Below are 26,073 nucleotides of genomic sequence, written 5' to 3' on the forward strand. Positions count from 1 at the left end.
GGGCGATGTTCTCGAAAATCCTCATCGCCAACCGCGGCGAGATCGCGCGGCGGGTGATCCGCAGCGCCCGTGCCATGGGCATCAAGTCCGTGGCCGTGCATTCGGATGCCGACCGCTTCACGCGCGGCGTGCTGGAGGCGGACGAGGCCGTGCGCCTCGGCCCGGCGCCGGCCGCCGAGAGCTATCTCAATGTCGATGCCGTCATCGCCGCCTGCAAGGCGACGGGGGCTGAGGCCGTGCATCCCGGCTATGGCTTCCTGTCCGAGAACGTGCGCTTCGCGCGGCGCCTCGCGGAGGAGGGCATCGCCTTCATCGGCCCGAAGCCGGAGCATCTGGAAGCCTTCGGCCTGAAGCACACCGCGCGCGCGCTGGCCAAGGCATCGGGCGTGCCCCTGCTGCCCGGCACCGACCTCCTCGACAGCGCCGAAGAGGCGCTGAAGGCGGCGGAAGCCATCACCTATCCGGTGATGCTGAAGTCCACCGCCGGCGGCGGCGGCATCGGCATGCAGCTCTGCCACACGCCGGAAGACTTGCGCGACGTGTTCGAGCGCGTCCAGCGCACGGCCCGCGCCTCCTTCGGCGATGCCCGCGTCTATCTGGAGCGCTTCGTCTCGGAAGCGCGCCATGTGGAGGTGCAGATCTTCGGCGACGGCAAGGGCAAGGTCGTGGCGCTGGGCGAGCGCGACTGCTCGCTCCAGCGGCGGAACCAGAAGGTGGTGGAGGAGACCCCCGCCCCCCTCCTCTCCGACGCCGTGCGCGCCCGCCTCCACGCCGCCGCCGTCCAGCTCGGCGAGAGCGTGAAATACGAGAGCGCCGGCACGGTGGAATTCATCTACGACCCGGCGCGGCAGGAATTCTATTTCCTTGAGGTGAACACCCGCCTGCAAGTGGAACATCCCGTCACCGAGGCGGTGTTCGGCATCGATCTCGTGGAGTGGATGATCCGGCAGGCGGCGGGCGAAGACCCCATCGCCGCCGCCGGCCCGCTCTCGCCGAAGGGCGCCGCCATGGAGGTGCGCGTCTATGCGGAAATCCCCCACGCCAATTTCCAGCCCTCCGCCGGCCTGCTCACCGAGGTGAAATTCCCGGCGTGGGCGCGCATCGACGGCTGGATCGAGACCGGCACGGAGGTGACGCCTTATTACGATCCCATGCTCGCCAAGGTGATCGTGAAAGCCGACGACCGCCCCGGCGCCATCGCGGCGCTGCAGAAGGCGCTCAGCGAGACCTCCATCTGCGGCATCGAGACCAACCTGCAATATCTCTGCGCCATCGCCGCGTCCGACCTGCTGGCGTCCGGCCAGGTGTCGACCACCGCGCTGAAGGATTTCGCCTTCCGGCCCGCCAGCGTGGAAGTGGTCGTGCCCGGCGCCCAGTCCAGCCTTCAGGAGCTACCGGGGCGGCTGAATTTGTGGCACGTGGGCGTGCCGCCGTCCGGCCCCATGGACGAACACTCCTTCCGCCGCGCCAACGCCCTGGTGGGAAATCAGGAAACCGCCTGCGCGCTGGAGATGACCGTCAACGGCCCCACCCTGCGCTTCCATGACGATGCGGTGGTCGCGATCTCCGGCGCGCATATGCCGGCGCGGCTGGACGGCGCCGTCGTGCCGCATGATGCGGCCTTCCCGGTGAAGGCCGGGCAGATGCTCGCCATCGGCACCATCGAGGGTGCGGGCCAGCGGGCCTATCTGGCGGTGTCCGGGGCCTTCCAGGCACCGGAGGTGCTGGGCTCGCGGGCGACCTTCGCGCTCGGCCAGTTCGGCGGCCATGCCACCGGCACGCTGAAGGCGGGCGATGCCCTCCACCTCGCCCCCGCCTCCGCCCGCCCCACCGGCCCGGCGGCCGAAATCCCCGCCCCCGCCCCGCTCACCCGAGACTGGCAGATCGGCGTGCTCTACGGCCCCCACGGCGCGCCGGACTTCTTCCAGCCGGAGGATATCGCGGACCTGTTCTGCGCCACCTACGAGGTGCATTTCAACAGCGCCCGGACCGGCGTGCGCCTGATGGGGCCGACGCCCCGCTGGGCGCGCACGGACGGCGGCGAGGCGGGGCTGCACCCCTCCAATTTGCACGACAACGCCTATGCCATCGGCGCCATCGACTTCACCGGCGACATGCCCATCATCCTCGGCCCGGATGGCCCCTCGCTGGGCGGCTTCGTCTGCCCGGCGGTGATCGCCCGGGACGAGCAGTGGAAGATGGGCCAGTTGAAGCCCGGTGACCGCGTGCGCTTCGTGCCCCTACCCCGGCCGCAAGACCCCATCGCCGGCCCCGCCATTCTCGGCGCGCCGGAGGAGACCTCCTCCCCCGTCCTCGCCATCCATGAGGATGGGCCGGTGCGCGTGGTCTACCGCCGGCAGGGCGACGACAACCTTCTCGTCGAGTTCGGCGACATGCACCTCGACGTCGCCCTGCGCCTGCGCGCGCATCTCATGGCGGAGGCCGTGCAACAGGCGCAGCTCCCCGGCCTCATCGACCTCACCCCCGGCATCCGCTCGCTCCAGATCCATTATGACGGCGCGAGCCTGCCCCGCGTGAAGCTGCTCGACGCCCTCGCGGAGATCGAGAAGGGCCTGCCGGCGGCTGAGGACGTGGTGGTGCCGAGCCGCATCGTCCATCTGCCGCTTTCCTGGAACGACCCGCAGGCGGAGCTCGCCATGCGCAAGTATCAGGAGCTGGTGCGGGCCAACGCGCCCTGGTGCCCCGACAACATCGAGTTCATCCGCCGCATCAATGGCCTCGCGGACGAGCAGGCGGTGAAGGACATCATCTTCGGCGCGAGCTATCAGGTGCTCGGGCTGGGCGATGTCTATCTCGGCGCGCCGGTGGCCACCCCCATCGATCCGCGCCACCGCCTCGTCACCACCAAGTACAACCCGGCCCGCACCTGGACGCCGGAAAACGCGGTGGGCATCGGCGGCGCCTATATGTGCATCTATGGCATGGAGGGGCCGGGCGGCTACCAGCTCTTCGGCCGCACCATCCAGATGTGGAACACCTGGCACCGCACGCCGGAATTCCGCGACACGCCCTGGCTGCTGCGCTTCTTCGACGAGATCCGCTTCGTCCCGGTCTCCCATCAGGAGCTGATGGAGGCGCGCGAAGCCTTCCCGCACGGGGCCTATCCCGTCCGCATCGAAGAGAGCCGCTTCTCCTATGCGGACTATGCGGCGAACCTTGCCGCCAATTCCCGCGCCATCACGGCCGGCAAGGCGCGCCAGCAGGCCGCCTTCGAGGCCGAGCGGGCGCGCTGGAAGGCGGAGGGGCTGGACTCTTTCGTCGTCGAGGACGGCGCCGGTCCCTTCAGCGATGGCGAGATGCCGGACGGCTGCTTCGGCGTCGCCGCCAACGTGCCGGGCAATGTCTGGAAGGTGTTGGTGGAGGCGGAAGCGATGGTCGCCGCAGGCGACACCATCGCCATCATCGAGAGCATGAAGATGGAGATTTCCATCATTGCCCATGCCGCCGGCCGCGTCCGCGAGATCCGCGCCGCGCCGGGCCGCACCGTCCGCTCGGGCGATGTGGTGGCCGTGCTCGAAACCGTGTGAGGACAAAGATGACCAACGAGACCCCGCTCAGCGGCCCTCGCGCCTCTCTCCCACCGGATGCCGTGCCCATCGCCGTGGTGGGCGCGCATCTCACGGGCATGCCCCTCAACGGCGAGCTCACCGGCGCCGGTGGCGTGCTGGTGAAAAGCTGCCGCACGGCGCCGGACTATCGCCTGTTCGTGCTGCCCGACACCACGCCGCGCAAGCCCGGCGTGGTGCGCGCCCCCGGCTTTTCCGGGCCGGGGCTGGAGGTGGAGGTGTGGGCGCTCGCGCCCGCCGCCTTCGGCCGCTTCGTCGCCGCCATCCCCGCGCCGCTGGGGGTGGGCAAGCTCAAGCTGGAGGACGGCTCGGAAGTCTCCGGCTTCCTCTGCGAGGCCCATGCGGTCGCGCAGGCGGAGGAAATCACCGCGCTGGGCGGCTGGCGCGCCTATGTGAGCGGCGGGAAGGGCGTGTCGCCGGCCTGAGCACCGTGGGGGCGGCCCCCACCACACTCGCGTCCCGGACGCATGCAGCGAAAGCGGAATGCGAGCCGGGACCCAGCGCAAGGGGTCGCCGAAGGCGCTTCCGAACCACAACGCTCTCAGGCATTGCCCACTTGCGCGGGAGTCTTGCGCTGGGCCCCGGATCGGCGCTCCACCTGCGGTGTCGCTTGTCCGGGGCGCCTACGGCCCGTTCCCCGTGAAGGTGAGAAAATCCGTGCTGCGGCGCACGCAGCACCCTTCCCCGCCCTCAATCATTACTTCGTGATCCATTAAGACAGCTGAACAAGTGCTGAATCCCCGGCCGCTCCGCGCGCCCGCGCAGCACCACGGCGCCGCCCAAGCCGCCTTTCTTTTCAACATCATGCGCCGAAAACTTGGCCCCTTCGCAAAATGCGAAAGCGTGGCCGCATGTTTACGCTTCGGGAAGAACCTGTTCAGCCCCCATTAAGACAAGTAAAAATCCTTTTATTTCCGTGCTTTAGCAAAGTCTTCATCGCCACCTGCCATCTTCATCGGAGTTGGTTTGAGTAGCAGGTGCGTAGACATGACCGATGCCTATCGGCCGAGGGTCAAATATGTGATCGGGCCGGACGGGGGACCCCTGACCATCGCCGACCTGCCGCCGCCGGATACGCGGCGCTGGGTCATCCGCCGCAAGGCGGAGGTGGTGGCCGCCGTGCGCGGCGGGCTTCTCTCGCTCGAGGAAGCCTGCAAGCGCTACACCCTCACCGTGGACGAATTCCTCTCGTGGCAGGCCTCCATCGACCGCCACGGCCTGCCCGGCTTGCGCACCACGCGCATCCAGCACTACCGGCAGTAGAACCAACGGCGCCGGTCAATGACAGGCGCCGTTGAGTTTTGCGTTGCTTTCGCTCAGGCGCCGCGCGGGATTTTTGCGTTGCCTTCGCTCAGGCGCCGCGCGGGCTTGGTGGCGCGCCCGCGAGAAGAATCCCCCGCCTCAGCCGTGCATCAGCGCGGTGACGTGGGCGGCGGCGGAGGTGGCGAGGCCTTCCAGGTCGTAGCCGCCTTCCAGCAGCGAGACCACGCGGCCCTCGCACTTCTTGTCGGCGATCTCCATCAGCCGGCGCGTGATCCAGCCGAAATCCGTGTCCACGAGGCGCAGCGAGGCGAGCGGATCGCGCACGTGCGCGTCGAAGCCGGCCGAGATCAGGATCAGGTCGGGCGCGAACGAGGTGATGCGCGGCAGGATGCGTGTCTCCATCGCCTCCTTGAACACCGCGCCGTCGTCGCCCGAGCGCAGCGGGGCGTTGACGATGGTGTTCACCGCCCCCGTCTCGCCCTGCGCCCCGGTGCCGGGATAGAGCGGCATCTCGTGGGTGGAGCAATAGAGCACGCTGTCGTCGGCCCAGAAGATTTCCTGCGTGCCGTTGCCGTGGTGGACGTCGAAATCCACGATGGCCACGCGCTGGAGGCCGTATTTCGCCTGCGCGTGGCGCGCCGCGATGGCCACCTGGTTCATCAGGCAGAAGCCCATGGGCTTGCGTGTCTCGCAATGGTGGCCCGGCGGGCGCATGGCGACGAAGGCGTTGGTGACCTTGCCTTCCATCACCTCGTCCACCGCGAAGCAGGCGCCGCCCACCGCGCGCAGCGCGGCTTCCCAGCTGCCGGGCGAGAGGATGGTGTCGGAATCGATGCGGACCAGCCCCTCCTGCGGCACGGCCTCGCCCATGGCGTCCACGAAGTCGGCGGGATGCACCCGGATGATGTCCTCCCGCTCGCCGCGCGGCGCGAGATCGCGCACCAGATGGGCGAACTTCTCCTGCTCGAAGATGCGATCCAGCACGCGGAGCCGGTCGGCGCGCTCGGGGTGACCGGCAGGCGTTGCGTGGCTGAGACCAGCGGGATGGGTGACGAGCAGCGTGGACATGGACCGGAACGCCCTCCCTTGGCGCAATCTTTCCGTTCTTTCTTGTGCCATACCATATTCCAGCGACACCGGGAGGATGTTGCGCCGGATCAAGACTATTGCCGCGGGAGGCCCAAATGGCCTCATCCCTTTGGGTGCGGCAGCCTCAAAAACACCTTCCCTCAATTCCCGTCGAGGCGGCGGGAAAAGACGATGCGCGGCTCCTCCACATAGCCCTCGGAGGCATAGAAGCCGCGCACCTTCTCGTTGTCCGGGCGCACGAGCAGCATGAGCTTGGGGATGGCGCGGGCGCGCAGCCAGTCCTCCACCGCCCGCAGCAGCGCCCGGCCGAGGCCCCGGCCCTGCAGGTCCGGCTCCACCGCGAGGTAATAGACCCAGCCCCGGTGCCCGTCGTGCCCCACCATGGCGGAGCCCAAGATTTTCTCGTCACCCGTGCGTCCGCCGTCCCGCGCCACGAGGATGGTGGAATGCGGCCCGCGCCGGGCCAGCGCGATGTCGGCGTGGGGATCGTTCCACGGCCGGGTCAGGCCCGCCCGCTCCCAGAGCGCGGCCAGCGCCTCGGTGTCGGCGTCTGTGGCATGGCCGATGGCGATCTGGAGGCCGTCGACATCAATCGTCTGGCTGGTCATTGCGGCATCTCGGGATCAGAGGGACGGGGGGCGGCGGCGCGGGCGAGGCGGTCGGCGATGGCTTCGCCGAGCCCGTCCCGCGGCAGGGGAACGATTGCGATGGCGGAAACGCCCGCCGCATCGAGGCCGCGCAGGGCGCCATAGAGGCGCGCCGCGGCTTCGGTGAGGCTGCCGGCGGGGCTGAGGTCCAGCACGGTCGCAGCGGCCTCGATGCCCGGGGGACGGGCGCCGGCGAAGGTCACAAGCGCCTCGCCGGGCTCCACCGCGTCCACATCGAGCCGCAGCGCGGCGCGCGGGGCGTAGTGGGAGGCGAGGCGGCCGGGCGACAGCGGCGCGGCATCGCTCTCGGACATGGGGAGCCGCAAAGGCCGGCCCAGCGCCGCCTCGATGTCCTCGCGCGCGAGCCCACCGGGACGCAGCAGCACGGGATCGGCGCCGGTGCAGTCCACGATGGTCGATTCGACGCCCACCGGCGTCGGCCCGCCATCCAGCACCGCATGGATGCGGCCGGCGAGGTCGTCCATCACATGGCCGGCCTCAGTGGGCGAGACATGGCCCGAGCGGTTGGCGCTGGGCGCCACCACAGCGCCACCGAACGCCGCGAGCAGCGCCCGCGCGTCGGGATGGGACGGCACGCGCAGGCCCACCGTGTCGAGCCCCGCGCGGGCGAGGTCGCAGACGCCTTCGCCGCCGGTGAACGGCACGATCAGCGTCAGCGGCCCCGGCCAGAAGCGTTCGGCGAGCCGCGCCGCGTCCGCGTTGAAGGCGCCGAGGCGGCGGGCGGCGGCGGCATCGGCGGTGTGGGCGATGAGCGGGTTGAAGGCCGGGCGGCCCTTGGCGGCATAAAGGGCGGCGACCGCATCCGGGTTCGCGGCATCGGCGCCGAGGCCGTAGACCGTCTCGGTCGGAAAGGCCACCAGCCCGCCCGCCGCCAGCAGCCGCGCGGCCTCCTCCACCGCGCCCGGCGCGTGGGCGGCGAGGAGCCGGGTGGAGCGTTCGGGAGCGGACACGGCCATGGCTTGGAACCCGCCCCCCGACCAAAGGGTCAGGGCGCGCCTCTTGACGTCAGCGGCCGGCACCGCGATGTGGGAGACCGGCAATCGCCGTGCTTAGAGCGCGCCCGCCGGGAGCGGTCAAGCCGGCGCCCATAACCGTGAGGGAGGGTTCCGTGAGCTATCGCGCGCCGGTGGAAGAGATTTCCTATTTCCTGAAGACCTCCACCTCGCTCCCCGAGCTGATGGCCCAGGGCCTCGTGGACCTGTCCTTCGACGTGGTGGACGCCGTTTTGGAGGAGGCCGGCAAGTTCGCCGCCTCCGTCGTCGCGCCCTTCGACCACGCGGCGGACCGGCAGGGCTGCACCATCAAGGACGGCGCCGTGACGACGCCGGATGGCATGCGCGCCACCTATGAGGCGTGGAGCGAGGCCGGCTGGAGCGGGGTCGCGGCGGAGGAGGAGTTCGGCGGCCAGAACCTGCCCACCTCCGTCACCTCGGCGCTGACCGAATTCTGGAATTCCGCCTCCCCCGCCTTCGGCATCTGCGGGGTGCTCACCCTCGGCGCCGTCGAGGCGCTCACCGCCCACGGCACGGCCGAGCTGCAGCACACCTTCCTGCCGAAGATGGTGGCCGGCACCTGGACGGGCACCATGAACCTCACCGAGCCGCAGGCCGGCTCGGACCTCGCCGCCCTGCGCTCCAAGGCGGTGAAGCAGGCGGACGGCACCTACCGCATCTTCGGCACCAAGATCTTCATCACCTACGGCGAGCACGACATCGCCGACAACATCATCCACCTCGTGCTTGCCCGCCTGCCGGACGCGCCGGCCGGCACCAGGGGCATCTCCCTGTTTGTGGTGCCGAAGTTCCTCGTGAACGAGGACGGCAGCCTCGGCGCCCGCAATGACGTGGTCTGCGCCGGCATCGAGCACAAGCTGGGCCTGCACGGCTCGCCCACCTGCACGATGGTGTTCGGCGAAAAGGGCGAGGGCGCCATCGGCTACCTCGTCGGCGAGGAGAACCGGGGCCTCGCCTGCATGTTCACCATGATGAATAACGCCCGCCTCGCGGTGGGCGTGCAGGGCGTGGCGGTGGCCGAGCGCGCCACCCAGCGCGCTTTCGCCTTTGCAAGGGATCGCAAGCAGGGCAAGGCGCCGGGGGTGGAGGGCTCAGCCCCCATCATCGCCCATCCGGACGTGAAGCGCATGCTGCTCACCATGCGCGCCGAAACCGACGCCGCCCGCGCGCTGTGCCTGAAGACCGCCGACGCGCTCGACCGCTCGCGCCTCTTGCCCGACCCCATCGCCCGCGCGGCGGCGCTGGCCGAGGCCAGCCTGCTGACGCCGGTGGCGAAGGCCTTCTCCTCCGATGCCGGCATCGAGGTGTCCTCCATCGGCGTGCAGGTCCACGGCGGCATGGGCTATGTGGAGGAGACGGGCGCCGCCCAGCACCTGCGCGATGCCCGCATCTTCGCCATCTATGAAGGCACCAACGGCATCCAGGCCATCGATCTCGTCACCCGCAAGCTGCCGCAGGAGGGCGGCGACGTGGTGACCGCGCTGATCGCCGACTATCGCGAGACGGCGGAGGAAGTCTCCGCCCTCAACGCACCGGACTTCGGCCATGCCGGCGCACGCCTCGGGGAGGCGGTGGACGCCCTCGCCCGGGCGACCCGCGTGATGCTGGATCGCGTCGCCGACGAACCGGCCAAGGCGCTCGCCACGGCCACCCCCTATCTGCGTCTCTACGCCCGCGCGGCCGGCGGCGCCTTCCTCGCCCGCACCGCGCTCGCCGCTTATGCCGAGCGCGCGGGCGGGGCCACGGACCCCCGGCTTGCCGCCCGTATCGCGGTGGCCCGCTTTTTCGCGGAGAATATCGCGGTGGAGGCGAAGGGGCTGGAAGAGGCCGTCACCGGCGGCGCTGGCGGCGTGCTGGATGCCGAGGCGGTGATGGCGATCGGGTGAGGCGAACCCGGCTGGCCGGCCCGGCTAGGCCGAGGCCGGCGGCCGGCCTTCGGGGCGCAGGCCGGCGCGCGGAAGCGATTGCCGGCGCGGGGTTTCGTGGGCGGCCTCCTCGGCGGTGCGGGCGGCGATGCCCACCGCGCGCCAGGTGCCGCGCCCGGCATCCTTGGCCGCGTAGAGGGCAGCGTCGGCCTCGGCGATGAGGGCGGCGGCATCCAGCGTGCGGTCGTCCGCCACCGCCATGCCGAGGGAGAAGGAGGCGGGCAGCACCAGCCCCTCCACCTCCACCGGACGCGACAGGTGCCGATGCAGGCGCTCGGCCATGGCGGCGAACTCCTCCCGGTGCTTGCCGGCGGCGATGATGGCGAACTCGTCGCCGCCATAGCGGGCCACGAGGTCGCCGGCGCGGATGGCCGATTGCAGCCGCCGCGCGGCGGTGGTCAGCAGCAGATCGCCGGCGATATGGCCGTGCTGGTCATTGACCGACTTGAAATAATCGATGTCGATGAGCACCACCGCGAATAGCGCGCCGTCGCGCACGAGGCGGCGGCGCGCCAGCTCCAGCGCGCGATCGAAGCCGCCGCGGTTGGCGAGGCCGGTGAGCGGATCATGCGAGGCGGCGTGCTCCAGCGCGGCTTCCAGATGCTTGCGCTGGGAAATGTCGGTGATGGTGCCCACCGCGCGGGTGGGCCGGCCCACGGGATCGCGCTCGACGATCTTGCCGCGCACCAGCACCCACACCCAGTTGTCGCCGCCCTGGCGCGCGCGCATCTCCGCCTGGAACAGCAGGCGACGGCCGCCCGCATGGTCCTTCAGCGCCTTGGCCACGTCCGGCAGATCGTCGGGATGGATCAGCTGGCCATAGTCGGAGAGGCGCCGGTTCGCCTCGTCGGGCTCCATGCCGAGCATCCTGAGCGCGCGGACGCTGAAGAACACCGCGTCGGATGGCAAATGCCAGTCCCAGATGCCATCGTTGGCGCCTTCCAGCGCATAGGCGAGGCGGCGGCGGTCTTCCTGCACCTCGCGCTGCTGGCGACCGCGCTGGGACATGATGGCGGCGATGAGCAGCGCCGGCAGCATGATGAGGACGAGGCGCGCCTCCAGGCGCAGCATGACGTCCACGAGATCGGTCTTGACCGGGGTTGACCAGGTCAGGTGGGGCCACACGCTCGCCATGCCCAGCCCCAGCACCGCCAGCGCATAGAGGCTGGCGGCCACGGCCGTGGCGAACAGGCCGAGGCGGAAGGCGAACCACAGCAGGATGACGCCGCCAAGGTCGCGCAGCAGCGGCTCGCCGTAATAGGCGCTCGCAACCAGCGCGGTGGCGAGCGTGAGGCTGGCGAAGGCCAGTTCCTCCTCGCGGGACAGCTTGGGGCGCGTGCCCCCCTGCCCGCGCAGGCCCACGTCATCCTCGCGTCCGTGCCACAGCAGGAACGGCGGCAACAGCAGCACCACGGCCGCCATCTCGGGAATCCACCACCGCAGCAGCAGGGGCGCAAACGCGGCGTCCGTCGAAAGGTACTGGACGAAGGCGGTGATGACCGCCCCCGGTAGCGTTCCGGCCACCGCCACCACGCCCAGGCTCACCACCATGGGCACGCTGCGCAGCGCGCCATGCTCCATACCCGCGCGCACGCAGCCCCAGCCCACCAATGCGAAGGTGAGCCCGTTGGCGCAGCCGACGGCGAGCGCCGAGCCGAGGTCGTGCCCCAGCACCGTGAGGTGGACGCCGATGGAGACAAGGGTGACCGCGGCGGCAAGCCGCCCCAGCGCATCCCGGAACATGAGGAAATAGGCACCCACCGCCAGCGCATCGGTAGGCCAGACCGCCGGATAGATCTCGAGGCGGCGCCCCACCTCGGTGAAGGCAATCACCAGCCCGCCGTAGAACACCGCGAACAGCACGAGGTCGGTGAGAAAGGCGATGACGGAGCTGCCCGGCGCGTCCCGTTTCGGCGGCACGGGATTTTGCTGCGCCCCGTCCGTCGCTTGCCCCGCATCCGTCTTTTGCCCCGCCTCCGTCTTTTGCCCCGCATCCGTCCCGCGCGGCGCAGCCATGCCCTGCGGCGCCGGAACGGCGGCGGCCGCTTCGGCGGAGTTCTGTGGCTGTGGCACCGGCGGGCTCACCGTCGGCGGCCCTACGGGCTGCATCGTGTGCGGGCGCATTGAACCTGCATGAGGGACAGCCGGCCTCCCGGGACCAGCGCTCTGGATCGCGGCAAGACCCCTCCCGTCCCACCGCGAACAACAAAGACACGCGAGCCTCAATGCAGTTCCATTGCATCGCGGCTCGTATTTCTCGCACGAATCGCAAAATGCAACAAATCGCGGTATTATAGGGTAGATTTAGCGCCTGAAGAAATCAGCGCCCCGCGAAGCCGTCGAAGATGAAATCCGGTGCGCTGGTGTTGTGGCGGGAGGGCACGAGCCGCCCGGCCCACAGCATGGCGACGTTCTGGGCATCGGCGAAGGTCAGCACCGGGGCCTCGCCCATGATGCCGCCGGCCCCGCCCTTGCCGCTGCCGAGGCTGCGCCATGTGACGCGGGCGACATCGGCATTGCCTTCCGTCACATACATGGAGCGCAGCGCGGCGAACGTGCCGGGCGGCGTGCCGTCCAGCTGGACCTCGAGGCGCACCTCATCGGACGCGGCCTTCACCACTTGCATGCGCGCCTTGCCGCCGGCCGCGAAATGCAGGGTGAAGGTGCGGGTCTGCGGTGCGAAATCCAGTTCCTTCAGCCGCACGATGGGGCGTTCCGCCTGCTCCACCGGGCCGACCAGGAAGGAGGAGCCGTAGGCGGTATCGCGCAGGTGCGCCGGCGACATGGGGCGGGCGCGCCAGTAGCCGTCCGGCGGGTAGACCACCAGCACCTCCTCGGCCTTTCCGTCCACGCGCATCCACAGCTGGATCATGTGCAGCCCCTGCGTCACCTCCCCGCCGATGCGGACGGGCACGGTCGCCGCCCGCCAGAAGCTGGGGAAGACGAAGCCGGTGAGCCACATGTCCGGCGTCTCGAAGATGGTGACGCGCTTGGCAGTCGTCGCGGCGGCGGGCGTGGCGGCCGGCGGGGTCCCGGCGGGCGGAGTCGCGGCGGCGGGCTGGAGCGCCTTGGGATCGGCCGGCACGACCGGGTCGCCGGACATGTCGCAGGTTTCCCAATCGGGCGCGGTGTTGTCCATCATCAGCATGCCGAGATAGGCCGGGTGGCGGACGGAGATGTTGAACTTCCGCACCTGGTCGGACACCAGCTTGAGCGTCACATTGTCTGTCTCGGCGCAGGTTGCGTTGATACTCTCGTTGCGCACCGTGACGCCGACCGGCTCCGCCCCGGCGGCGGTGATGGCGAGAACTGCGCCGGCGAGGCCGGCAAGCAGGGCTTTGACGCGCGGGGCGCGCGAATCGAAGGCAGGCATCACGATCTCCGGTCGGCCGGGGGCGCCGGACCTTAGCAGCGCGGTACACGGCGGGGAATGCGCGAACGCACCTCCGGCACTGTCACGTCTCAGGTTCCTCCGCAGGACATGACGTTAGGGAAATTATCAAGCGCCTGCCCCTCGCAAATCGCAGGGCACACCCCCATATGACCTTCGGAAAACGCAGCGGTGCGGCAGTCGCCGCGCGGAGGATCGAGGGAACAGATGTCCAGATTTGGCCAAGGGTCGAGCAAGGGGTCGAGCAAGGGGTCCAGCATGGGTTCGCGCAAGGTTTCGGGGATTGCGGCAGTGGCCGTGGCGATGGCGCTGAGCCTCGTCGTCGCCGATCAGGCTGACGCGCGCCAGGGCGGCTCCTTCGGCAGCCGGGGCACCCGCACCTATACGACGCCGGCCCCCACCCAGACCGCGCCCAGCACGGCGGCGCCCATCCAGCGCTCCACCACGCCGCAGCCCGGCCCGCAGGCCGCCAATCCCGGTGCCGGCGCGCAGGCGGCGGCGCGCCCCTCCATGTTCGGCAACGGCTTCGGCGGCGCGCTGATGCGCGGCCTGCTCATCGGCGGCCTCGTGGGCATGCTGTTCGGCGGCGGCCTCGGCGGCATGGCCGGTATTCTGGGGCTGCTGCTGCAGGTGGCCCTCGTCGGTGGCGTCATCTATCTGGTGATGCGCCTGCTGCGCGGCCGCAGCACCACCCCCGCCGCCGCCGGCTATGGCCGCTCCATGATGGGCGGCCCGGTTCCCGGCGGCCCCAATGGCGGCCCGGCGAACAACGGGTCCATGTCGGGGGGTCCGATGTCCGGCCGCCCGATGTCCGGCGGCCCCCTGTCCGGCCTCGGGTTGGGTGGAGGATTGGGTGGCGGAATGGCCGGCGGCCCGGTGCCGCCCCAGCCCTCGCCCGCATCCCCGGCCCGGGGCGGCAAGACCGACGAGATTGGCATCCTGCCCGCCGACCTCGACACGTTCGAGCGCCTGCTCGCCACCGTCCAGACCGCCTTCTCCCGCGAGGACCAGGGCGAGCTGAAGGCCAACACCACGCCGGAGATGTTCGGCTTCCTCGCCGACGAGCTGCGCGACAATGCGGAGAAGGGCCTGCGCAACCAGGTCTCCGATGTGCAGCTGCTGCAGGGCGACGTGGCCGAAGCCTGGCGCGAGGGCTCGCGCGACTACGCCACCGTGGCCATCCGCTACGCAATCAAGGACCAGATGGTGGACCGCGCCACCGGCCGCGTCGTCTCCGGCAACACCGGCGTGGGCGAGACCACGGAGCTGTGGACCTTCGTGCGCGAGCGCGGCCCCTTCGGCACCGGGCCGTGGCTGCTCAGCGCCATTCAGGAAACCTGAGGGGCGCGGTTCCGTCCTCCCGACGAATTCAGAATTTCCATCCGCCCGGGTCCACCCCCGGGCGGAACGCGTTATAAGGCGCGCATGCCGAACGCCATCACCGCCTCAGACGTCATCAGCGTCTCAGGGCTGAGCAAGACCTACGCCACCGGCCACACGGCCCTGAACAATGTCTCGCTGGACATCCGGCGGGGCGAGATCTTCGCCCTTCTCGGTCCCAACGGGGCGGGCAAGACCACGCTCATCTCCATCATCTGCGGCCTCGTGAAGCCCACGGCGGGCACTGTCACGGTGTCCGGCTTCGACATCGTCTCCCAATATCGCGAGACCCGCTCGCGCATCGGCCTCGTTCCGCAGGAGCTGACCGCCGAAGCCTTCGAGAGCGTGTTCGCCACGGTGAGCTTCTCCCGCGGCCTGTTCGGCAAGAAGCCCGATCCCGCCTATGTGGAGAAGGTCATCCGCAGCCTCTCCCTCTGGGAGAAGCGCGATTCGCGCATCATGACGCTCTCGGGCGGCATGAAGCGGCGCGTGCTCATCGCCAAGGCGCTGGCCCACGAACCGGAGGTGCTGTTCCTGGATGAGCCTTCCGCGGGCGTGGACGTGGAGCTGCGCCGCGACATGTGGCGCCTGGTGCGCGAGCTGCGCGATTCCGGCGTCACCATCATCCTAACCACCCATTATCTGGAAGAGGCCGAGGAGATGGCCGACAGGGTGGGCGTCATCAGCCGGGGCGAGCTGATCCTCGTGGAGGAGAAGGCCGCGCTGATGAAGACGCTGGGCAAGAAGAAGCTCTCCGTGGAGCTCAACGCGCCGCTGGCCACCATCCCGGCGCGCCTCGCCCCGTTCGACCTCACCCTCTCCGACGGCGGCGCCTGCCTGACCTACAGCTATGCGGCGACCGTCGAGGGGACCGAGGGTCGCGACCACGGCATCGCCGACCTCCTGGAGGCGCTGGCCGCCGAGGGCATCGCCTTCCGCGACCTGCATACGGAGCAAAGCTCGCTCGAGGACATCTTCGTCAGCCTGGTGAGGCGCTCGTGAATTTCCAAGCCATCCGCGCCATTTACACCTACGAGATGAACCGCACGCGCCGCACCATCGGCCAGAGCATCGTCTCGCCCGTGCTGTCCACCTCGCTCTATTTCGTCGTGTTCGGCTCGGCCATCGGCTCGCGCATGTCGGAGGTGGGGGGCGTGCCCTACGGCGCCTTCATCGTGCCCGGCCTGATGATGCTGACGCTGCTGACCCAATCCATCAGCAACGCGGCCTTCGCCATCTACTTCCCGCGCTTCACCGGCACCATCTACGAGCTGCTCTCGGCGCCGGTCTCGCCATTCGAGATCGTCGCCGGCTATGTGGGGGCGGCGGCGACGAAATCGGTGCTGCTCGGCCTCATCATCCTCGCCACGGCCGCTTTGTTCGTGCCCATGGAAGTGCGGCATCCCTTCTGGATGCTCACCTTCCTGGTGCTCACCGCCGTCACCTTCTCGCTGTTCGGCTTCATCATCGGCATCTGGGCGGACGGGTTCGAGCGATTGCAGCTCATCCCCATGCTGGTGATCACGCCCCTCACCTTCCTGGGCGGCACCTTCTATTCGCTGGATATGCTGCCGCCGGTGTGGCGCACCATCACCCTGTTCAACCCGGTCGTCTATCTCGTCGCCGGCTTCCGCTGGAGCTTCTTCGGCACCTCGGACGTGCGGGTGGAGGTTAGCGCGGCGATGACGCTGGCCTTCCTCATCGCCTGCCTCCTCATCGTGCGCTGGATGTTCCGCACCGGCTACCGGCTGAAGAGCTGAACCGCCCCGAAAGGCCCATCATGTCCGAAGACTTTTCCCGCCCCACCTACAAGGCGTTCACCGAGCGTGCGCCGGATATCTATGCCGGCCTTGCCGCCCTCACCAAGGGCGTGGACGCCACCGGCCTCGACAAGGGCCTGACCGAGCTGGTGAAGGTGCGCGCCTCGCAGCTCAATGGCTGCGCCTTCTGCCTGAAGTTCCATCTCGGCGTCGCCCGCAAGGCCGGCGTCGCACAGGAGAAGCTGGACCTGCTGGCGGCCTGGGAAGAGGCCTCCGCCTTCTCCGAACGGGAAAAGGCGGCGCTGGCCTGGACCGAGGAGCTGACGCTGCTCGGCACCGGCGCGGCCTCACAGGACGCCTGGGAGGCGGTGCTGGAGGAATTCTCGGCGGACGAGGCGCTGTTCCTCACCGTCGCCATCGCCACCATCAACGCCTGGAACCGGATCGGCATCGCCTTCAATTTCGAGGCGTGAGGGCTCTTAAGGGTCGTCATGCCCCGGCTTGTCCGGGGCATCCACCCCGCCGAACGAGGTGCGTTGGAGCACCGACACCGACCCGGCCGCACCGTGGATCCCCCGGACAAGCCGGGGGATGACGGTTTCTAGCTTCCGGCTCTACCGCCTCACATCCCGCCCATGCAGACGTACTTGATGTTCAGATAGTCGTCGCAGCCGTACTTGGAGCCCTCGCGGCCGACGCCGCTCTCCTTGACGCCGCCGAAGGGCGCCACCTCGGTGGTGATGACGCCGGCATTCACGCCCACCTGCCCGTACTGCAGCTGCTCGGAGACGCGGAAGGCGCGGCCGAGGTCCTTGGTGAAGAAGTAACAGGCGAGGCCGTATTCGGTGTCGTTGGCGTAGGAGACGGCCTCCTCCTCCGTCTCGAACTTGAACAGCGGCGCCAGCGGGCCGAAGATCTCGTCGCGGGCGAAGGCCATGTCCTGCGTGGCGTTGGCGAGCACGGTGGGCTCGAAGAAGGTGCCGCCCAGCGCCGGCTGCTTGCCGCCGGTGAGCACGGTGGCGCCCTTGTCGAGCGCGTCCTTCAGCAGCCGCTCCACCTTGGCCAGCGCCCGCGTGTCGATGAGGGGACCGGCGACCACGCCCGCGTCCACGCCATTGCCCACCTTCAGCGTCTTGGAGGCCTCGGCGAACTTGGCGGCGAAGGCGTCATAGATGCCCGCCTGCACATAGAAGCGGTTGGCGCAGACGCAGGTCTGGCCCACGTTGCGATACTTGGAGGCGATGGCCTGCTCCACGGCGAGGTCGAGGTCGGCATCGTCGAAGACGAGGAAGGGCGCGTTGCCGCCCAGCTCCAGCGACACTTTCTTCATGGTGTCGGCGGACTGCTTCATCAGCAGCTTGCCGACGGGGGTCGAGCCGGTGAACGTCACCTTCTTGACCGCCGGGTTTGAGGTCATCTCCCCGCCGATGGCCGGGGCATCGCCCACCACGATGTTGACGACGCCGGCCGGAATGCCGGCCATCTCCGCCAGCACGCCCCAGGCGAGGCCGGAATAGGGGGTCAGCTCCGAGGGCTTGCACACCACGGTGCAGCCGGCCGCCAGCGCCGCGCCGATCTTGCGCGAGAGCATGGAGGAGGGAAAGTTCCACGGCGTCACCGCCGCGCACACGCCCACCGGCTCCTTGGTCACGAGGATGCGGCGGTTGGGCCACGGCGAGGGGATCACGTCGCCATAGAGGCGGCGCGCCTCCTCGGCGAACCAGCGCACATAGGCGGCGGAAGCGCCGATCTCGCCCTTGGCCTCGGCCAGCGGCTTGCCCTGCTCGGTGGTGAGGATGAGGGCCAGCTCGTCGGCATTCTGGGTGATGAGGTCGGCGAGCTTGTGCAGCTTGCCCGCGCGCTCGGCGGCGGTGGTGGCGCGCCAGGTCTTGAAGGCGGCGGCGGCAGCCTCGATGGCGCGACGCGTCTCGGCGGCACCGGCCTTGGGGATGGTGCCGATGATCTCGCCCGTGGCCGGATTGTTGACCGCGATGGTCTCGCCGCCGTCGGCATCCACCCAGGCGCCGCCGATGAGCATCTTGTCGCGCAGCAGGGTGAAGCGGTGGGCCTCGGACGTGAAGGCGGGCTGGGTGGCGGCCATGGACGTGCTCCTTGGATCTTGCTTCCTCCAGCCGTGGGCTGCCGGAGGGCGCGCGCTCGTGCCGGGCGCGGCGGCGTCCGTGGGATATACGATCAGCCCGGCCCGGACCAGTGGGTCGGTATCAACGCACGCAGGTGATGGAGTGGAAGGGCACGATCTGCTCCTTCTGCCCGGCCCCCGCCGCCACCTGGCAGCGCAGATAGTCCTTGCCGATGCTCAGGGGCGCAAAGCCGGTGATGGTGTTGCCGCCCACCACCTGGATGATGATGGCCTGGCCTTCCTTGTGGCCGACGATGTCGAGGACGGCCTGGCGGAAATCGTCTTCCTTGTTCTGGCACTGCATCGCGTCCCTCCCGCGGGAAGCCGGGCGCGCTTGCGGCCCGGCGGGCCGGCGCGTCTGCAGCAACTATAACGCCGAAGGGGCGCCTATGGTCATGCGTAGAACACATGCGACATCGGGCAGCCATCTCCTGTTGATCGGCATCAAAAGGCGCCGTTGGGGAAAGGCGTATCTAGAACAGGTCTGCCTGCGGGAGCCTTGTCATGCTCAAAATCGCGATTCTCGTCTGGATCGTTCTCGGCACTACCCTTGCGGGCGTAGCGGTGATGACCGTGCTGTCCATCCCCTCGCTGTCTGGTCAGGACATGCGCCTTATTCCCATCGCTGCCGGCATCGGCGCGGTGGTCGCCATTCCGTTTGCGCTCTACATCGCCAAGCGCATCATGACGATCACCGGCAAGAATGCCTGATGGCGAAGGAAGCCTGAGGCGCGGTTGACGGCGCCGGAGGACGGCGAGCATCCTCGGTCCACGTCGTGGATGGAGGGGTGGTTTCATGGGCCTTGAAATGGGGCTGCAGACCTGGGCCGCATTCGCGGCGGCCTCCGCCGTTCTCCTCGTCATCCCCGGCCCCACCGTGCTCTTGGTGGTGTCCTACGCCCTCGGGCAGGGATGGCGGACGGCTCTGCCCATGGCGGTCGGCGTCGCGCTCGGCGATTTCACGGCCATGACCCTCTCCATGCTGGGGGTGGGTGCGCTGCTGTCCGCCTCCGCGAGCCTGTTCCTTGCGGTCAAATGGGCCGGCGCGGCATATCTCGTCTATCTCGGCATCAAGCTGTGGCGCGCCGGCGGGACGATGGATGCGGCCCCGCGCACCGAACGCTCCGCGCCCGTGAAGATGATGGCCCATGCCTGGCTGGTGACGGCGCTGAACCCCAAGAGCATCACCTTCTTCGTGGCCTTCCTGCCCCAGTTTCTCGATCCGAAGGCGGACTTCCTGCCGCAATTGCTGGTGTTCCAGGCGACCTTCCTCACCCTCGCCTTCCTGAACGCGCTCGGCTATGCGCTCGCCGCCGCCCGCGCCCGCCGGGCCGTGCGCAGCCCCCGCGTCATCGGCGTCATCAACAAGGCGGGCGGCTCGCTGCTCATCGGGGCGGGCATCGCCACGGTCGCGGTGCGCACGGGCAATTCCTGATCCTCACCCCCGCGCGATGGCGTGGAAGAAGCTGCCGGTGACGCTGCCCCGGCGGCTGCCCGCCGGCCCGAGGGGGCGGCCTTCGGCATCCGAAAGATCGGCCAGCGGCTGGTCGGCCCCGCGCGAGAGCACGGTCGCGTAATGGAATTCGTGGCCGCGCACCCACGCCCCCTCCGGCCCCAGCGGCGAGGGTGCGATGAGGCGCGCCTGGCGGTAGCCGAGATTCATCCGGCGCTTGGCGAAGCTGGTTTCCAGCTCGATGAGGCCGAGCATGGCATGGCGCACGCCCTTGGCATCCACGAGGCCGGCGCCCAGCGCCATGTAGCCCCCGCACTCCCCATGCACCGGCTTTCCCGCCGCGGCGAAGGCATGGACCCCGGCGCGGAAGCGTTCCGCCGCCGCGAGCCGGCCTGCGTGCAGTTCGGGATAGCCGCCGGGCAGCCAGAGCGCGTCGCAGGACGCATCCGGCGCCGCGTCGGCGAGCGGCGAGAAGGGCACGATCTCCGCCCCCTGCCCGCGCCAGCCCGCGAGCATGTGGGCATAGACGAAGCCGAAGGCGGCATCCTGCGCCAGCGCGATCCGCTGGCCCGGCGGCGGCAGCAGCGCCGTGTTGTTTCCCTGCCCCGCCCCTTCAACCGCCCGAAATGGCGCGGCGGCGGCGAGGATGCCGTCGAGGTCCAGATGGGCCTCGGCAAGATCGGCCAGCGCCGCGAGGCGGGCCGGAAGATCGTCCGTCTCCCCCGCCTGCACGAGGCCGAGATGGCGCTCCGGCAGCACGATGTCGGCCGTGCGCGGCAGCGTGCCGAGCACCGGCACACCGAGAGGGGCGACCGCCTCGCGGATCATCCGCTCGTGCCGCTCGCTGCCCAATTTGTTCAGCACAACCCCGGCGATGCGCACCGCCGGATCATGCCCGATGAAGCCGCGCAGCACCGCCGCCGCCGTCTGCGACTGGCCGGAGACATCCAGCACCAGCAGCACCGGCAGGCCCAGCCGGGCCGCCACATCCGCCCCCGCGCCGGTGCGGCCCTTTTCCACCGCCACGCCGTCGAACAGGCCCATGGCCCCCTCGCCGATGACGATCTGTGCCCCCTCCCCCGCCAGCGCGGCGAGATAATCCAGCAGCGCCGGGGGCATGGCCCAGCTGTCGAGGTTCAACCCCGGCCGGCCCGTGGCGGCGGCATGGAAGGCGGGGTCGATATAGTCCGGCCCGGACTTGATGGCCCGCACCGCCGTGCCGCGCCGCTTGAGCGCGGCGAGGAGGGCGAGCGTCACCGTCGTCTTGCCCGAGCCCGAGCGCGGGGCGGCGACGAGGAGGCCGCGGGGCGTATCGCTCATGACGCGCACCCTTCCTTGCCCGCGTCCGGCCCGCTATCACCAACATCATGAGCACGGGCGACACCGCCGACGACGCACCCGACAGGCCGCTGAAACGCGGCTGGACCACCGGCACCTGCGCGGCCGGCGCGGCCAAGGCGGCGTTCGCGGCGCTGGTCACTGGCGACTTTCCCGATCCGGTCGAGGTGGAGCTGCCCTCCGGCGCCCGCCCGGCCTTCGCTCTCGCCACGCACGAGCGCGCGGCGGAGATGGCCACCGCCGGCATTGTGAAGGATGCGGGCGATGATCCGGACGTGACCCACGGCGCCCTTGTCCGCGCCACCGTGCGGCGCGGCGCGGCGGGCGCGGGCATCACCTTCAAGGCCGGCGCGGGCGTCGGCACCGTGACGCGGCCGGGCCTGCCCATCCCGCCCGGCGAGCCGGCCATCAATCCCGTGCCCCGCCGCATGATCGCCGCCGGCATCGCGGAGGTGGCCGCCGCCCATGGCGTCGCGCCCGACGCGGAGGTGGAGATTTCCATCGAGGACGGCGCGGCGCTGGCGCTGAAGACGCTCAACCCGCGCCTCGGCATCGTCGGCGGCCTGTCGGTGCTGGGGACGACGGGCATCGTCGTGCCCTATTCCTGCGCGGCGTGGATCCACTCCATCCATCGCGGCATCGACGTCGCGCGCGCCATGGGGCTCGATCACGTGGCCGGCGCCACCGGTTCGGCCTCCGAGGCGGCGGTGGCGAAGCTGCACGCCCTCGACGAGGTGGCGCTCATCGACATGGGCGATTTCGTCGGCGGCATGCTGAAATATCTTCACGCCCACCCCGTGCCCAAGGTGACGGTGGCCGGCGGCGTCGCCAAGATGACCAAGCTCGCGCAGGGCTTCCTCGATCTGCACTCCAAGCGCGGCAGCGCCGATCTTCCCGCCCTCGCCCGCCTCGCCGCCGAAGCGGGCGCGGAGGCCGATCTCTGCGCCCGCATCGCCGGGGCGAACATGGTGGCGGAAGCCTTCCAGATCGCCAACGCGGCCGGTTTCCCGCTGGGCGATTGCGTCGCGCGCGCCGCCTGGGCCACCGCCGCCCGCGCCCTCGACCGGGCGGATGTGCTGCTGGAAATCACCGTGTTCGACCGCGACGGCACCCTCATGGGCCGCGCGCCGCTGTCTGCCGCGAAGCGCTGAACCGCGCTTCATTCCCCGCCCCCGCGGAAGCGGCGGACATAGGCCGTGTCGTACAGCGCGCTCTCGCGGAAATCCTCGGCCGCGAGCGCCCGCCCCACGAGAATCAGCGCCGTGCGCGGGATGGGATCTGCGGCGAGCTTCCCGGCGATATCGCCGAGCGTGCCGCGCACCACCCGTTCGTTCGGCCACGTCGCGCGCGCCACCACCGCCACCGGGCAGTCGGCGCCCAGCACGGGCACCAGTTCCGCCACCACCTGATCCAGCGCATGGATGGCGAGATGGATGGCGAGCGTCGCCCCCGTCTGGGCGAAGGCCGCCAGCTTTTCCGCCTCCGGCATGGCCGAGGCGCGGCCGGAGACGCGGGTGATGACGAGGCTCTGCGCCACTTCCGGCACGGTCAATTCCCGCCCGAGCACGGACGCCGCCGCCGCGAAGGCCGGCACGCCGGGTGTGAGCGTATAGGGAATGCCCCGCCGCTCGAGGCGCCGCATCTGCTCGGCCACCGCGCTGTAGACCGAGAGGTCGCCCGAATGGAGACGCGCCACGTCCTCCCCGGCCTCGAAGGCGCGGACGTATTCCGCTTCGATCCGGTCAAGGTCCAGCGGCGCCGTATCGACGATACGCGCGCCCGGCGGGCACCAGCCCAGCATCTCCGCCGGCACGATGGAGCCGGCATAGAGGCACACCGGGCAGCGGGCGATGAGATCGCGTCCGCGCACGGTGATGAGGTCTGCCGCGCCGGGGCCGGCGCCAATGAAATGGACGGTCACACCACGCCCTCCCGCCGCGCCAGCGCGCAGGTGACGGGGCCGAGCGCGAGGCGCGGACCGATGAGGCGGCCGTGCGCCCCCGCCGCCGCCAGCGCTGCCGTCTCGGCGGCCGAAGGCACGCGCAGCAGCGCAACCACCCGCTCGGAATGGGTCTTGGCCCGGCTGGACGCGGCCTCGAGCTGGCTCTGCGGCACCAGCACCAAAGGCAGGCCGAGCAGCGCCGCCGCCTCGCTGATGCCCGCCTCCCCGCCTTTGATCGCCGGGGTGGCGACGAGGGACACGTCGTCCCTCTCCAGTTCGGCGCGCGCGAGGGCAGCGTCGAAGGCGGCGATCACCTCCTCCACCGACACGCCCCGCTTCGAGCCGATCCCGGCGACGATCATGCGCCCTCTCCCATCGCACCGGGCTTCACCCAGCGCCATTGCGTCACCGGCATGGCCGGCCGCCAGCCGGTCATGCCCTTCACCGCCACCGACCGCGCCAGCGAAATGCGCGTGAGCGTGCCGCCGAGGCGGGCATGGGAGGCGATCAGGAGCGCCTCGGTCTCCAGCGTCACCGCATTGGCCACCATCCGCCCGCCCGGCTTCAGCGCTGCCAGAGCCGTATCGAACACGCCGGGCTCGCTGGCGCCGCCGCCGATGAAGATCACATCCGGCGTGGGCAATCCGGCAAGGGCGCCCGGTGCCGCACCCTCGACGATCTTGAGGTGCGGCACGCCGAGCTTATGGGCATTGCGGCCGATGCGGGCGGCGCGTTCCCCATGCCCCTCGATGGCGATGGCGGAAAGCGAGGGATGCGCCAGCAGCCATTCGATGGCGATGGAGCCCGCCCCCGCGCCGATGTCCCACAGCAATTCGCCCCGTCGCGGCGCGAGGGAGGAGAGCGTGAGCGCGCGCACCTCGCGCTTGGTGATCTGCCCGTCATGCTCGAACAGATCGTCCGCGAGGCCGGCTGCCAGCGGCAGGATGGGGGCGTCGGGGGCCGCCCGCACCTCCAGCGCCACCAAATTGAGGGCGGCCACGTCTTTCAGATCGAACGCTTCGGCCGTGGCGCTGCGGATGCGCTCCGCCGGGCCGCCCAGCGCCTCCAGCACCGTGAGGCGCGCGGCGCCGCAGCCGTGGGCGGTGGCGAAGGCCGCCACCTGCGCCGGGCCGTCGCCGTCCGAGGTCAGCAGCAGCAGCCGCGCGCCGTCCTGCAGGAAGGGCCGCAGCCGCGCCAGCGGGCGGCCATGGAGGGAGACCATGTCCACCTCCTGCTGCGCCCAGCCCAGCCGCGCAGCAGCCAGCGCGAAGGCGGAGGGGGCGGGAAAGGCGGCCATCTCCGCCGCCGGCACATGGCGGGCAAGGCTCGCGCCGACGCCGTAGAGAAACGGATCGCCCGAGGCCAGCACGCATACGCTGCGCCCGCGCGCGACCAGCACGCCGTCCAGGCTAAAGGGGCTCGGCCACACCCGCCCCTCACCCGTCACCAGGTCGCCGGCCAGCGCCAGATGCCGCGCCCCGCCGAATACGATCTCGGCGGCAGCAATGGCGGCGCGGGCGGCGGGAGAGAGTCCTTCAGCCCCATCCTCGCCAATGCCGACGATGGACAGCCAGCGCCCAGCCGGGGCAGTGTCGGCGGCGATGGAAACCCCTGCCTCAGCCATGAAACCCCACATCCTTCTCCTCGGCGGCACCGGCGATGCCCGCGCGCTCGCGACCCGGCTTGCGCCGCGAACGGACATCCGCGTCACGCTCTCGCTCGCCGGCCGCACGGAAAATCCGGCGCCGCAGCCCGTGCCGGTGCGCGTCGGCGGCTTCGGCGGGCCGGCCGGGCTGGAAGACTATCTCAAGGCGGAAGGCATCGCCGCCGTCATCGATGCGACGCATCCCTATGCGGCGCGCATGTCCTTCAACGCGGCGCTGGCCTGCGCGGCGGCGAGCGTGCCGCTCCTCGCGCTGCGCCGCGCGCCGTGGCAGCCCCAGCCGGGCGACCGCTGGCGCGAAGTGGCGGACGTGCCGGCCGCCGTGGCGGCGCTGGGGGAGCAACCCCGCCGCGTCTTCCTCGCCCTCGGCCGCAATGAGGTGCGCGCCTTCGAGGCGGCGCCCCAGCACACCTATCTCGTCCGCAGCGTCGATCCCGTCGCGCCGCCGCTCGCCGTGCCGCAGGCGGATTATGTGCTCGGGCGCGGGCCGTTCGGCGAGGCAGAGGATCATGCTTTGCTCAAGGCCCATGGCATCGACACCATCGTCGCCAAGAACAGCGGCGGCAGCGCCACCTATGGCAAGATGGCGGCGGCGCGGGCGCTCGCCATCGAGGTGCTCCTGATCGCCCGCCCCCCGACGCCGGACGTCACCGCCGTGGAACGCCCGGCCGAGGCCGAAGCGTGGCTCGACGGCATCCTCGCTCACGGCGCGGGCGCCGAGCGCGGCGCATAGACGAGAGGCGACTTGCCGTCGCGCGGCACGATCCGCGTCTCGGCGGTGCCGATGAGGACGCAGGTCGCCATATCCGCCCGCGCGGGATCGGCGTCCGCCAGCGTCGCCAGCGCGATGCGCTCGTCGTCCCGCCCCGCCGCGCGGCCGAACACCACGGGCACGGAGCCCGGCAGCTTTTCGCGCAGCAGCTCGAACGCGCGGCCGAGCTGCCAGGGCCGCGCCTTGCTGATGGGATTATAGAGGGCGATCACGAAGCCGGCCTCGGCGGCGAGCGCGAGGCGCTTTTCCACCAGCGGCCAGGGCTTCAGATTGTCCGAAAGGGAGATGGCGCAGAAATCGTGCCCCAAGGGCGCGCCGCAGCGGGCGGCCACCGCCAGCATCGCGGTGACGCCGGGCACGATCTCGACATCCAGCGCCCGCCATTCCGCCGGGCCATGCTCGATGGCCTCGCACACCGCAGCCGCCATGGCGAACACGCCGGGATCACCGCCCGAGACCATCGCCACCTTCGCCCCGGCCACGGCCGCCTCAAGGGCTGCGGACGCACGGGCGATCTCCTCGCGATTGTCCGAGGCGCGCCGCTCCTGCCCCGGCCGCTCCGGCAGGCGGGCGAGATAGGGCATATAGCCGAAGAGGACATCCGCCGCCGCCACCGCCTCGGCCGCCTCCGGCGTCATCTGCCGCGCCGAACCCGGGCCGAGGCCGACCACCGTAAGACGACCCGCCAC

23 protein-coding genes and 1 pseudogene are annotated in these 26,073 nt (G+C 70.4%); 12 read left to right on the forward strand and 12 right to left on the reverse strand.

Annotation, left to right across the window (positions count from 1 at the left end; translation table 11 throughout):
- Nucleotides 1–5: 5 nt before the first annotated feature.
- The 3 genes and pseudogenes from uca (at nt 6) to J2126_RS04115 (ending at nt 4,850) form a co-directional block, all read left to right on the forward strand.
- The gene (uca, locus tag J2126_RS04105; protein ID WP_209484220.1) at nt 6–3,548 is read left to right on the forward strand and encodes an urea carboxylase; all 3,543 of its coding nucleotides are present in this window, start codon (nt 6–8) and stop codon (nt 3,546–3,548) included.
- Nucleotides 3,549–3,610: 62 nt separating this feature from the next.
- A pseudogene (locus tag J2126_RS04110) lies at nt 3,611–4,012 on the forward strand (allophanate hydrolase-related protein); the annotation flags it as partial.
- Between the two features lie 562 nt (nt 4,013–4,574).
- Nucleotides 4,575–4,850, forward strand: a complete 276-nt coding sequence (locus J2126_RS04115) for a DUF1153 domain-containing protein (RefSeq protein WP_012113328.1) — start codon at nt 4,575–4,577, stop codon at nt 4,848–4,850.
- A gap of 138 nt (nt 4,851–4,988) precedes the next feature.
- Here J2126_RS04115 and J2126_RS04120 read toward each other — a convergent pair whose 3' ends face one another.
- From J2126_RS04120 to J2126_RS04130, 3 genes are all read right to left on the reverse strand, one after another.
- A complete protein-coding gene (locus tag J2126_RS04120; protein WP_209484225.1) occupies nt 4,989–5,918 on the reverse strand; it encodes a histone deacetylase family protein in 930 nt (309 codons plus the stop codon).
- Between the two features lie 161 nt (nt 5,919–6,079).
- On the reverse strand, nt 6,080–6,547 hold the full coding sequence (locus tag J2126_RS04125; protein ID WP_209484227.1) for a GNAT family acetyltransferase: 468 nt from the start codon (nt 6,545–6,547) through the stop codon (nt 6,080–6,082).
- Nucleotides 6,544–7,563 carry an L-threonylcarbamoyladenylate synthase gene (locus J2126_RS04130; RefSeq protein ID WP_209484229.1) on the reverse strand — a complete coding sequence of 340 codons (1,020 nt, stop codon included), beginning with the start codon at nt 7,561–7,563 and terminating at the stop codon, nt 6,544–6,546. The genes J2126_RS04125 and J2126_RS04130 overlap by 4 nt, the downstream gene beginning before the upstream one ends.
- Nucleotides 7,564–7,715: 152 nt before the next feature.
- Here J2126_RS04130 and J2126_RS04135 point away from each other — a divergent pair, with 152 nt between their 5' ends.
- Nucleotides 7,716–9,506, forward strand: coding sequence for an acyl-CoA dehydrogenase (locus tag J2126_RS04135; RefSeq protein ID WP_209484231.1), 1,791 nt, complete (start codon nt 7,716–7,718; stop codon nt 9,504–9,506).
- A 24-nt stretch (nt 9,507–9,530) separates the two neighbouring features.
- Here the strand turns inward: J2126_RS04135 and J2126_RS25735 are convergent, their stop codons facing one another.
- The gene (locus J2126_RS25735; RefSeq protein ID WP_209484233.1) at nt 9,531–11,465 is read right to left on the reverse strand and encodes a diguanylate cyclase domain-containing protein; all 1,935 of its coding nucleotides are present in this window, start codon (nt 11,463–11,465) and stop codon (nt 9,531–9,533) included.
- 400 nt (nt 11,466–11,865) lie between these two features.
- Complete coding sequence (locus J2126_RS04145; RefSeq protein ID WP_209484235.1) at nt 11,866–12,918, reverse strand: hypothetical protein; 1,053 nt, start codon at nt 12,916–12,918, stop codon at nt 11,866–11,868.
- A gap of 276 nt (nt 12,919–13,194) precedes the next feature.
- Between J2126_RS04145 and J2126_RS04150 the strand changes: the two genes are divergently transcribed.
- The 4 genes from J2126_RS04150 (at nt 13,195) to J2126_RS04165 (ending at nt 16,549) form a co-directional block, all read left to right on the forward strand.
- Complete coding sequence (locus J2126_RS04150) at nt 13,195–14,277, forward strand: Tim44 domain-containing protein (RefSeq protein ID WP_209484237.1); 1,083 nt, start codon at nt 13,195–13,197, stop codon at nt 14,275–14,277.
- A gap of 84 nt (nt 14,278–14,361) precedes the next feature.
- On the forward strand, nt 14,362–15,318 hold the full coding sequence (locus tag J2126_RS04155; RefSeq protein ID WP_209484239.1) for an ABC transporter ATP-binding protein: 957 nt from the start codon (nt 14,362–14,364) through the stop codon (nt 15,316–15,318).
- Nucleotides 15,315–16,076 carry an ABC transporter permease gene (locus J2126_RS04160; protein WP_209484241.1) on the forward strand — a complete coding sequence of 254 codons (762 nt, stop codon included), beginning with the start codon at nt 15,315–15,317 and terminating at the stop codon, nt 16,074–16,076. The genes J2126_RS04155 and J2126_RS04160 overlap by 4 nt, the downstream gene beginning before the upstream one ends.
- 20 nt (nt 16,077–16,096) lie before the next feature.
- The gene (locus tag J2126_RS04165; protein ID WP_209484243.1) at nt 16,097–16,549 is read left to right on the forward strand and encodes a carboxymuconolactone decarboxylase family protein; all 453 of its coding nucleotides are present in this window, start codon (nt 16,097–16,099) and stop codon (nt 16,547–16,549) included.
- A gap of 149 nt (nt 16,550–16,698) precedes the next feature.
- Here the strand turns inward: J2126_RS04165 and J2126_RS04170 are convergent, their stop codons facing one another.
- The gene (locus tag J2126_RS04170; protein WP_432445302.1) at nt 16,699–18,177 is read right to left on the reverse strand and encodes an NAD-dependent succinate-semialdehyde dehydrogenase; all 1,479 of its coding nucleotides are present in this window, start codon (nt 18,175–18,177) and stop codon (nt 16,699–16,701) included.
- 121 nt (nt 18,178–18,298) lie between these two features.
- Nucleotides 18,299–18,520: a hypothetical protein gene (locus J2126_RS04175; RefSeq protein WP_209484245.1), complete on the reverse strand. Its 222-nt coding sequence runs from the start codon at nt 18,518–18,520 to the stop codon at nt 18,299–18,301.
- Nucleotides 18,521–18,720: 200 nt separating this feature from the next.
- Here J2126_RS04175 and J2126_RS04180 point away from each other — a divergent pair, with 200 nt between their 5' ends.
- Complete coding sequence (locus J2126_RS04180; protein WP_209484247.1) at nt 18,721–18,927, forward strand: hypothetical protein; 207 nt, start codon at nt 18,721–18,723, stop codon at nt 18,925–18,927.
- Between the two features lie 97 nt (nt 18,928–19,024).
- Nucleotides 19,025–19,651: a LysE family translocator gene (locus J2126_RS04185; protein WP_209489825.1), complete on the forward strand. Its 627-nt coding sequence runs from the start codon at nt 19,025–19,027 to the stop codon at nt 19,649–19,651.
- A gap of 3 nt (nt 19,652–19,654) precedes the next feature.
- Here J2126_RS04185 and J2126_RS04190 read toward each other — a convergent pair whose 3' ends face one another.
- Nucleotides 19,655–20,989, reverse strand: coding sequence for a cobyrinate a,c-diamide synthase (locus J2126_RS04190; RefSeq protein ID WP_209484249.1), 1,335 nt, complete (start codon nt 20,987–20,989; stop codon nt 19,655–19,657).
- A 47-nt stretch (nt 20,990–21,036) separates the two neighbouring features.
- On the opposite strand from J2126_RS04190, the gene J2126_RS04195 reads away from it, so the two are divergent.
- A complete protein-coding gene (locus tag J2126_RS04195; protein WP_209484251.1) occupies nt 21,037–22,158 on the forward strand; it encodes a cobalt-precorrin-5B (C(1))-methyltransferase in 1,122 nt (373 codons plus the stop codon).
- Between the two features lie 8 nt (nt 22,159–22,166).
- Here the strand turns inward: J2126_RS04195 and cobM are convergent, their stop codons facing one another.
- Genes cobM through cbiE form a run of 3 tightly spaced genes read right to left on the reverse strand, consistent with a single transcriptional unit; the run spans nt 22,167 to nt 24,573 of the window.
- Entirely contained in the window at nt 22,167–22,928 is a 762-nt protein-coding gene (gene cobM, locus J2126_RS04200) for a precorrin-4 C(11)-methyltransferase (protein WP_209484253.1), read from the reverse strand.
- The gene (locus J2126_RS04205; protein ID WP_209484255.1) at nt 22,925–23,311 is read right to left on the reverse strand and encodes a cobalamin biosynthesis protein; all 387 of its coding nucleotides are present in this window, start codon (nt 23,309–23,311) and stop codon (nt 22,925–22,927) included. The genes cobM and J2126_RS04205 overlap by 4 nt, the downstream gene beginning before the upstream one ends.
- Nucleotides 23,308–24,573, reverse strand: coding sequence for a precorrin-6y C5,15-methyltransferase (decarboxylating) subunit CbiE (gene cbiE / locus J2126_RS04210; protein ID WP_245327198.1), 1,266 nt, complete (start codon nt 24,571–24,573; stop codon nt 23,308–23,310). Before cbiE ends, J2126_RS04205 begins: the two co-directional genes overlap by 4 nt.
- Here cbiE and J2126_RS04215 point away from each other — a divergent pair.
- Nucleotides 24,572–25,345 (forward strand): cobalt-precorrin-6A reductase, encoded by a 774-nt coding sequence (locus J2126_RS04215; protein ID WP_209484259.1) that lies wholly within the window; start codon nt 24,572–24,574, stop codon nt 25,343–25,345. The genes cbiE and J2126_RS04215 overlap by 2 nt on opposite strands.
- Here J2126_RS04215 and J2126_RS04220 read toward each other — a convergent pair.
- Complete coding sequence (locus J2126_RS04220; protein WP_209489827.1) at nt 25,315–26,073, reverse strand: precorrin-3B C(17)-methyltransferase; 759 nt, start codon at nt 26,071–26,073, stop codon at nt 25,315–25,317. The two genes, J2126_RS04215 and J2126_RS04220, sit on opposite strands and share 31 nt — an antisense overlap.

Source organism: Xanthobacter flavus (assembly GCF_017875275.1).
In the GTDB taxonomy this organism is placed as follows: Bacteria; Pseudomonadota; Alphaproteobacteria; order Rhizobiales; family Xanthobacteraceae; genus Xanthobacter; species Xanthobacter flavus_A.